General features: G+C 41.3%; 11 protein-coding genes. 9 read left to right on the top strand and 2 right to left on the bottom strand.

All coding sequences use genetic code 11. The annotated features are described in order from the left end of the window. Positions 1-236 precede the first annotated feature (236 nt). The 3 genes from RDS42_RS09590 to RDS42_RS09580 are packed head-to-tail and all read left to right on the top strand — an operon-like array spanning position 237 to position 3,303. Entirely contained in the window at positions 237-1,628 is a 1,392-nt protein-coding gene (locus tag RDS42_RS09590; RefSeq protein WP_308783470.1) for a sugar transferase, read from the top strand. Further along, on the top strand, positions 1,621-2,463 hold the full coding sequence (locus tag RDS42_RS09585) for a LicD family protein (protein ID WP_308783469.1): 843 nt from the start codon (positions 1,621-1,623) through the stop codon (positions 2,461-2,463). Before RDS42_RS09590 ends, RDS42_RS09585 begins: the two co-directional genes overlap by 8 nt. 3 nt (positions 2,464-2,466) lie before the next feature. Beyond that, entirely contained in the window at positions 2,467-3,303 is an 837-nt protein-coding gene (locus RDS42_RS09580; RefSeq protein WP_308783468.1) for a glycosyltransferase, read from the top strand. Between the two features lie 60 nt (positions 3,304-3,363). Here the strand turns inward: RDS42_RS09580 and RDS42_RS09575 are convergent, their stop codons facing one another. Continuing rightward, the gene (locus RDS42_RS09575) at positions 3,364-4,101 is read right to left on the bottom strand and encodes an ABC transporter ATP-binding protein (RefSeq protein ID WP_308783467.1); all 738 of its coding nucleotides are present in this window, start codon (positions 4,099-4,101) and stop codon (positions 3,364-3,366) included. A 1-nt stretch (position 4,102) separates the two neighbouring features. Beyond that, positions 4,103-4,888 carry an ABC transporter permease gene (locus RDS42_RS09570; RefSeq protein ID WP_308783466.1) on the bottom strand — a complete coding sequence of 262 codons (786 nt, stop codon included), beginning with the start codon at positions 4,886-4,888 and terminating at the stop codon, positions 4,103-4,105. A 356-nt stretch (positions 4,889-5,244) separates the two neighbouring features. Here RDS42_RS09570 and rpmG point away from each other — a divergent pair, with 356 nt between their 5' ends. From rpmG to RDS42_RS09540, 6 genes are all read left to right on the top strand, one after another. After that, entirely contained in the window at positions 5,245-5,394 is a 150-nt protein-coding gene (gene rpmG, locus RDS42_RS09565; RefSeq protein WP_156355411.1) for a 50S ribosomal protein L33, read from the top strand. Positions 5,395-5,419: 25 nt separating this feature from the next. Continuing rightward, entirely contained in the window at positions 5,420-5,638 is a 219-nt protein-coding gene (gene secE, locus RDS42_RS09560) for a preprotein translocase subunit SecE (RefSeq protein ID WP_308783465.1), read from the top strand. Between the two features lie 16 nt (positions 5,639-5,654). After that, the gene (nusG, locus tag RDS42_RS09555) at positions 5,655-6,170 is read left to right on the top strand and encodes a transcription termination/antitermination protein NusG (protein WP_308783464.1); all 516 of its coding nucleotides are present in this window, start codon (positions 5,655-5,657) and stop codon (positions 6,168-6,170) included. A gap of 56 nt (positions 6,171-6,226) precedes the next feature. Continuing rightward, entirely contained in the window at positions 6,227-6,652 is a 426-nt protein-coding gene (rplK, locus tag RDS42_RS09550; protein ID WP_177297084.1) for a 50S ribosomal protein L11, read from the top strand. Positions 6,653-6,736: 84 nt separating this feature from the next. Next, on the top strand, positions 6,737-7,429 hold the full coding sequence (rplA, locus tag RDS42_RS09545) for a 50S ribosomal protein L1 (RefSeq protein WP_308783463.1): 693 nt from the start codon (positions 6,737-6,739) through the stop codon (positions 7,427-7,429). A 73-nt stretch (positions 7,430-7,502) separates the two neighbouring features. Next, positions 7,503-8,297, top strand: coding sequence for an EcsC family protein (locus RDS42_RS09540; RefSeq protein WP_308783462.1), 795 nt, complete (start codon positions 7,503-7,505; stop codon positions 8,295-8,297). The last annotated feature ends 22 nt before the right edge of the window (positions 8,298-8,319 follow it).

Below are 8,319 nucleotides of genomic sequence, written 5' to 3'. Positions count from 1 at the left end.
AATATCGGAACAAAATGAAATAAATATGTAAAATATGACAAGAAAATCAAGCGTTCGACAAAAAACTGGTATAAAATACACATGAATCCTTTTTTGTTGAGAGCCAGAATGAAGAATCTGTGAATCACTGGACGGAATCTCAGTAATACGTTATAATAACAGGGTTAAAAGGAAAAAATAAAACTGATCCGGATGCAGGAAAGTATCTCGGATAAAGAAAATAAGAGGGATCTTTTGTGAAGAACAGAGACGATTTTAAGAGATTTGTTGTATATTGTCTGGCCAGCATTGTGATCGTTGCCCAGACAGCTGTATTTGCCTATATCTGGTATGATTTTTACAGAGGGCTGATATTTGAACCTTTCTGGAGAAAAGGAAACTGGGTTCTGATCGCTATTTATGGATTGATCAGCTTTATGTTTTCCAAGTTTTACGGAGGTCTCAGGGTAGGATATCTGAAAAGGATCGATGTATTCTATTCTATGATCCTGGCAACGATCTGTACAAATATCATTACTTATCTGCAGATCACGCTGATCAACCGATGGTTTCTGGATCCGTGGCCAATGATACAAATGACCTTTGTGCAGTTTGCGATCATTGTTCTGTGGATATGGGGATCCAGATTTATTTATTCAAAGCTGTACAGAGCCAGAAAGCTTCTGGTGATCCACGGAGACCGGGATCCCGGAGACCTGATCCATAAAATGAATTCCAGAAGTGATAAATATAATATCAGCGGAATGGTTCATGTGAATGTGGGAGAAAAAGAAATCCATAAAATGATGCGTGATTATGAGGGTGTGATCATTTGGGATCTTCCTTCTAATATCAGAAACCGATATCTGAAGTATTGTTTTGCACATTCGATCCGCTGTTATATGAGTCCTAAGATATCGGATGTGATCCTTATGGGAAGTGAACGAATCCACCTGTTTGACACACCTCTTCTAGTGGCAAAAAATATGGGGCTGTCCATAGAACAGAGATTTATGAAAAGACTTCTGGATATTGTTGTCTCCGGTATTGGAATCGTGCTTTCTTCACCGATCATGCTGATCATTGCGCTTATGGTAAAGCTTTATGACGGAGGCCCGATATTTTACCGTCAGGATCGTCTGACCCTGGGAGGCAGAGAATTCCGTATTTTTAAATTCAGGAGTATGTGTGTGGATTCCGAAAAAAACGGAGCGCAGCTGGCATCTAAAAATGACAGCAGAATCACACCGGTAGGAAAGGTTCTTCGAAATCTTCATCTGGATGAACTGCCGCAGCTTTTTAATGTGTTTAAGGGCGATATGTCTCTGGTAGGGCCACGCCCGGAACGAAAATGTATTATGCATGAGTACCAGAAGGAACTTCCGGAATTTTATTACCGTCTGAAAGTAAAAGCCGGACTGACAGGATATGCCCAGGTTTATGGCAAATATAATACAACTCCCTATGATAAACTGAAGCTGGATCTTTTTTATATTGAAAATTATTCGTTTTTCCTTGATCTGAAGCTTCTTCTCATGACAGTGAAGATTTTTTGCCAGAAGGAAGTATCAGAGGGGGTTGAAGATAATCAGAGAAATGCACTGAAAGATTCTGTAAGGGATCTGCCGGGGGAGGAAAAAAATGAGTGAGCGTACAGAGGAAAAGAACAGAGATGATCTGGGCAGACTTCAGCTTGTAGAACTGGATATTCTGAAGGAGTTTCTGCGTATCTGTAAGAAATATCATCTTAGATATTATGCGCTGGGAGGCACTTTGCTGGGAGCCGTGCGCCATAAAGGATTTATTCCCTGGGACGATGATGTGGATATGGGAATGCCAAGACCGGATTTTGAAAAATTTGAGGCCATTGTGGAAAAGGAACTTCCGGATTATTTTCATTATCTCAGCTATCAGAAAACAAAGGGGTATACCCATTATGTTCCTCGGATGACAGACAGTAGGGTAAAGGTGGTGGACGAATCTGCTCTGATAGACAAAGAGAAAGATGCCTGGATCGATATTTTTCCGCTGGATGGAATGCCCGGAAATAAAATTCTGCGAAAAATCCATTGTTTCCGCCTTTTGACAGCAAGAGCCAGGGTGAATTATTCACTTTTTTCTACAAATGTTGACATGAAACGCCAGGACAGACCTTTTCATGAACGGATTTTGATCACGGCAGGGAAAATTTTTCCTGTAGAAAAAATATTCCGTACATCCAGAGAACTGGATCGTCTGGACCGCCTGATGAAAAAATATGATTACGATCAGTCCCCATACCTTGTGAATTTTATGGGAATTCATAAGCTAAAGGAAATGTTCCATAAAAACAATTACGGGAAAGGTGCAGATTATACGTTTGAGGATGTAAAACTTCGCGGACCTTATGATTATGATTTTGTATTGAAGCAGATGTATGGTGACTACTGGAATCCCCCAAAAGCAGGAGAAATGAATCACCATAATACAAGGATCAAGGAGTAGTCTATGCATGATAATACACAGGAAACATATTCAGTGCTGATGGCTGTTTATAAAAAAGAGGATCCGGTTTTTTTTCGTCAGAGTATAGAAAGCATGATGAATCAGACACTTCCGTTTTCAGATTTCGTTCTTGTGTGTGACGGCCCGCTTACCAGAGAACTGAACAGTGTGATCCAGTGGGCCCAGGAGAAGCTTGGAGAGAGGCTTCAGTGTATCAGGCTGAAAGAAAACAGAGGACTTGGAAATGCACTGCGGGCAGGAATCCCGCGATGCCGTTGTTCTGTTATTGCAAGAATGGACAGTGATGATATCAGCAGACCGGATCGATGTGAAAAACAGTTTCGCATATTAGAAAAAGACGGATATTCCATTGTCAGCGGAACACTTCAGGAATTTGCAGAGACACCTGGGGATCTGCAGCGGTTCAGGATCCTTCCAAGAACACCGGAAGAGATAAGGGATTATGCAAAAAAAAGAAATCCGTTTAATCATCCTTGTGTTATGTACCGCAGGGAAGCTGTTCTGAAAGCGGGAAATTATCAGGATTTTCCTGGATTTGAAGACTATTGTCTTTGGGTCCGCATGCTGATAAACGGTGCCGAAGGATATAATATTCAGGAGCCGGTGCTTGATATGCGTACAGGAAACGGTATGTACAGCCGCAGAGGAGGTCTTTCCTATCTGCGCTGGCTGCTGCGGTTTCAGAGATTTCTATTGGACAAAAAGTTTATTACAAAGGGAAGATATATAAAAAATTGTGTGGTCCGTACCATGGTAAGCATTGTGCCGGGAGGCTTGAGGGAAACATTTTATGAACTGTTTCTGAGAGGAAAGAAATAAAAATATAAAGAAAAAGACTGCGGAAAAGTTTCTCGCAGTCTTTTTCTTTATATCGTTCTGTCAGCTTTTTTCCATAAAGTTTACATATTCTTCCAGTACCGGAGTAGGTTCACCGATACGCTTGATCTGTCCATCATGCATCCACATAACAGTATCACAGAGTTCTCTGAGAGTTTCAATACTATGAGAAACAATGACAACAGTACGGTCCTTGTTGGAAATCAGGCTTTTCATTTTATTGTAGCTTTTCTTTTTAAATTTCTGATCGCCAACGCTGAGAACTTCGTCAATAAGCATGATATCTGTTTCCAGAATGGCAGTGATGGAAAAGGCCAGCTTGGAATACATACCGCTGGAGTATGTTCTTACAGGCATATCAATAAATTCTCCCAGTTCTGCAAATTCAACGATCTCAGGTTCTTTTGCCTTGACTTCTTCTTCAGAAAATCCCAGAAGCATACCGGAAAGAATAATGTTTTCTCTTCCGGTCATCTCTCTCTGGAAGCCTACACCGATAGACAAAAGAGAGATGCTGTGTCCTTTCAGATCAATGGTGCCGCTGTCCGGGGAAAAGATTCCGGCAAGCGCATTCAGTGTAGTAGACTTTCCGCTTCCGTTTTTACCGATGATACCAAGGATCTCTCCCTGACGTACATAAAAGGAAATTCCTTTTACGGCTACAAAACGGTCTACATTGCGGCGTTTAAACTGCAGAAGACTTTTCTTAATAGAAGTTTTTTTCAGATTCTGATAACTGATCACCAGATCAGTGACTTCAATCGCATGCTGTTCTTCCATATTATATCACCTTCACATAACTGTTTTCGTTTTTGTAAATCTTGCGGATTCCAAGAATACTGATCAGCAGTCCGATCAGGAACCATGCAAGAAGGAGTTTCTGATTGGGGGCAGTTCCATACAATACACATTCACGCATAGAGGTCAGCAGGAATGCAATAGGATTGCCTTTTCCGATATATGCATTGTATGGAGCCGGCAGACGATCCATAATGCTCCAGAATACACCTGTAAGATAAAAAAGAAGTCTGAGGACAATATTCAGGACATTGGACAGGTCTTCTACAAAAACACCGTAATGCAGAAGGAAGCAGCCGAAACCAAATACAATCATAAACAGTGTCAGAAGGATAGGAATAAAGTACAGAATATTCCATGTAACAGGTACTCTCCATACAAAAAGCATAACAACAATGATAAGGAGAGAAATGGACATTTTAAATCCATTGACACACATTTTGATGATCAGAAGGATAAATTTCGGTATATATACTTTGGAAACAATAGCTTTATTGTTTTTGATCACTTTTACGCTCTGGATCAGAGATTTGTTGAAAAAATCCCACAAAGTGATTCCAATAAAGACGAAAACTGCAAAGTACTGTTCTGAGGACTTAAATACATAGCCGAACATAAATACGTAGATCAACATGAAGCAAAGAGGATCCAGAATCCACCACAGCCAGTTCAGATAGGAATTGGCGATTTCGGATTTTAACTGGGCCTTGGAAGAGTATATGGCATATTTCCAATACTTCTTCATGTCATCCATGAATCTTTTAAACATAAAATCCGCTCCTATATTGAAAAAAGATATAATTAATTACGACCCTTTTTCCATTAATATTGTCGAAAAGGGTCTGAACCTCCCTTATCATACACTAGGAAATGTCGGTTGACAAGGGGAAAATCAAGAATCCCGGGGAATTTAAAAAGAAGAGTTTCCTAATAAAATAAGCTGTTTTTGTGGAATACGGAAAAACTCTGCAAATTAAAGGAAAAGGCTTGACTTCAATATATATTCTGTGCTAAACTTGACAAGCGACATGGAAGTTGGGTCTTTTTTTTATGCCCGGAAACCTGCGTGAGCAAGGGGACGGCAGAGAGAAGACCATGCAAATGAAAACACTGGAGGTGGAAGTTGTGCGCGTTAAGATTACATTGGCATGTACGGAGTGCAAGCAGCGTAACTACAATATGACCAAGGAGAAAAAGAATCATCCTGAGCGTCTTGAGACTAAAAAATATTGTAAGTTCTGCCGTAAACACACTCTGCACAAGGAAACGAAGTAATCACAGAGAATTGTGAGGTTAAACTATGCAAGAGAAAGAAAAATCTACTGGCAAAACTCAGAATACCCAGAAGAAATCATGGTTTAAGGGACTGAAAGCAGAGTTCAACAAGATTGTATGGACAGACAAAGCCACACTGGCGAAACAGACAGTGGTTGTCTCTTTAGTCACGGTTATTCTGGCTGTGATGATCAGCATTATGGATTCAGCTATTCTGGAAGGTATTAATCTTATCATAAAATAAGGATAACGGTGATTGTATGTCAGAAGCGAAATGGTATGTTGTTCATACCTATTCCGGGTATGAAAACAAAGTAAAAGCCAACATTGAAAAAACAATTGAAAACAGACACCTGGAGGATCAGATCCTGGAGGTCCGTGTTCCCCTTGAGGACGTAGTCGAGATGAGAAACGGTACTCCGAAGCAGGTTCAGAAAAAGATGTTCCCGGGATATGTGCTTCTCAACATGGTCATGAATGATGATACCTGGTATGTTGTCCGCAATACCCGAGGCGTAACCGGATTTGTAGGACCGGGATCTAAGCCGGTACCGCTTACCGAGGAAGAAATGCTTCCGTTAGGTATTAAGGAAGAGAACATCCGTGTTGATTTTGCAGAAGGCGATATGGTAGTTGTTACAGGCGGAGCCTGGAAGGATACTGCCGGAGTTATTACTGCGATCAATGCTCAGAAGCAGACGGTTACCATCAATGTTGAATTGTTCGGCCGCGAAACGCCGGTAGAAATAAGTTTCGCAGAGATTAAGAAAGCGTAACACATTCAAGTGGGAGGGAAAAACCCCCGCCAATACCACATAGGAGGTGCCGAAAAATGGCAAAAAAAGTAACAGGTTATATTAAATTACAGATTCCGGCTGGCAAGGCAACCCCAGCACCGCCGGTAGGTCCGGCTCTTGGTCAGCACGGTGTAAACATTGTACAGTTCACAAAAGAGTTCAATGCCAGAACAGCAGATCAGGGCGATCTGATCATCCCGGTTGTGATCACTGTTTATGCAGACAGAAGTTTCAGCTTCATAACCAAAACTCCGCCGGCAGCAGTTCTTCTTAAGAAGGCAGCTAACATCAAATCCGGTTCCGGCGTACCGAACAAAAACAAGGTTGCAAAAGTTACAAAGGCTCAGGTTCAGGAAATCGCAGAGCTGAAGATGAAAGATTTAAATGCAGCATCTCTTGAAGCAGCTATGAGCATGATTGCAGGTACTGCAAGAAGTATGGGAATCGAAGTTGTAGACTGATCTTCCCTCAGAATTGCCAAATAGAGAAACTACAATTATGAAGTGGGAGGGAAATCCCCGCAATTACCACAGGAGGTTATAGAAATGAAACGAGGAAAGAAATACGTGGAGGCTGCGAAAGCAGTAGACCGCGCAACATTATATGATACCGCAGAGGCTATCAGCCTTGTGAAAAAAACAGCAGTTGCTAAGTTTGACGAGACTATCGAAGTTCATATCCGTACAGGCTGCGATGGACGTCATGCAGATCAGCAGATCCGTGGTGCAGTTGTTCTGCCTCATGGAACTGGTAAAAAAGTTCGTGTTCTTGTATTTGCTAAGGATGCAAAAGCTGAGGAAGCAAAAGCTGCAGGAGCTGAATTCGTAGGAGCTGAGGACCTGATTCCGAAGATCCAGAACGAAGGATGGCTTGATTTCGACGTTGTTGTTGCTACACCGGATATGATGGGCGTTGTAGGACGTCTGGGTCGTGTACTTGGACCAAAAGGTCTTATGCCGAACCCGAAAGCCGGAACTGTAACTATGGACGTTACAAAAGCGGTTCATGATATCAAAGCAGGTAAGATTGAGTATCGTCTTGACAAAACCAATATCATCCATGTTCCGGTAGGTAAAGCATCCTTTACTGAGGAACAGTTAAGCGACAACTTCCAGACGCTTATCGAAGCTATCGTTAAGGCTCGTCCGAGCACTCTGAAAGGTCAGTACCTGAGAAGCGTAACAATCGCTCCGACAATGGGACCTGGTGTGAAGATCAACCCGGCGAAATTAGCTTAATAAATGTAAAAAAGAGCATTCCTTTTGAGGAGTGCTTTTTTTGTATAAAAGAAACCTGAACCAGGAGCGATTTATGATAAAAAGAAAAACACCTATTCAAAAAGAAATGCTCCTTTTGAAAAAACAGGAACAGAGATTTCTGGAACGTCATCAGGAAAAAGAGAACAGCCGGCTGAACAGATTTCTGGAGGATAAGATTCCGGATAAGCTGCAGGAAACGTTGGAAAAAGCGTTTTCCAATGCTTTTAAGCTTATTTTTGTAAAAGGAGTTTCTATTATTGAAAAGACCTACAAAAAAGAAGAACTGGAAAAAGATTTTAAAATACATGATTATGCGAACCAGATTAAAAATGACAGAAAATCTCTAAAGGCAATGCGAAAGCAGGCTGGTTCAGTAGGAAAATGGAATACAGCTGCTTCTGGTGCAGCAGGAATCGGAATGGGACTGATAGGAGTTGGAATTCCGGATATTCCGGTATTTACCGGTTTTCTGTTTCGCAGTATTTATCAGACTGCATTGAAATACGGATATTCTTATGATACAGAAACAGAAAAAAAGTGGATACTTCTGCTGATCCAGGGAGCCACTGCATATGGAGAAGAACAGAAGAAGGCAAATGAGATGGTAGATGCCTATCTGATGGATGAGAAGGCATTGGATGGATGCTCTCTGGATAAAATCATAGAAGAAACAGCGGGACTGCTTTCGAAAGAACTGCTTTATATGAAGTTTCTTCAGGGAATTCCTGTTGTGGGAGTGGCAGGGGGAGCTTTTGATGTGAAGTATATGAAGGAGATTACTGCCTATGCAGAATTGAAATATCGGAAACGATATTACAGATCCTTTGCAGAATATGATAAAATATAAACGGACTATATGTATTTTAGAG

The organism is uncultured Blautia sp., from assembly GCF_902497045.1.
GTDB lineage: Bacteria > Bacillota > Clostridia > Lachnospirales > Lachnospiraceae > Blautia_A.
The sequence above is the reverse complement of the archived record's forward strand: the minus strand, read 5'-3'. Positions and strand labels throughout refer to the sequence as shown.

Coding starts and splice junctions, on each gene's coding strand:
- RDS42_RS09580 (WP_308783468.1), top strand. CDS start 2,467: ATGCATGATAATACACAGGAAACATATTCAGTGCTGATGGCTGTTTAT.
- nusG (WP_308783464.1), top strand. CDS start 5,655: ATGTCAGAAGCGAAATGGTATGTTGTTCATACCTATTCCGGGTATGAA.
- secE (WP_308783465.1), top strand. CDS start 5,420: ATGCAAGAGAAAGAAAAATCTACTGGCAAAACTCAGAATACCCAGAAG.
- RDS42_RS09540 (WP_308783462.1), top strand. CDS start 7,503: ATGATAAAAAGAAAAACACCTATTCAAAAAGAAATGCTCCTTTTGAAA.
- RDS42_RS09575 (WP_308783467.1), bottom strand. CDS start 4,101: ATGGAAGAACAGCATGCGATTGAAGTCACTGATCTGGTGATCAGTTAT.
- rplK (WP_177297084.1), top strand. CDS start 6,227: ATGGCAAAAAAAGTAACAGGTTATATTAAATTACAGATTCCGGCTGGC.
- RDS42_RS09570 (WP_308783466.1), bottom strand. CDS start 4,888: ATGTTTAAAAGATTCATGGATGACATGAAGAAGTATTGGAAATATGCC.
- rplA (WP_308783463.1), top strand. CDS start 6,737: ATGAAACGAGGAAAGAAATACGTGGAGGCTGCGAAAGCAGTAGACCGC.
- RDS42_RS09585 (WP_308783469.1), top strand. CDS start 1,621: ATGAGTGAGCGTACAGAGGAAAAGAACAGAGATGATCTGGGCAGACTT.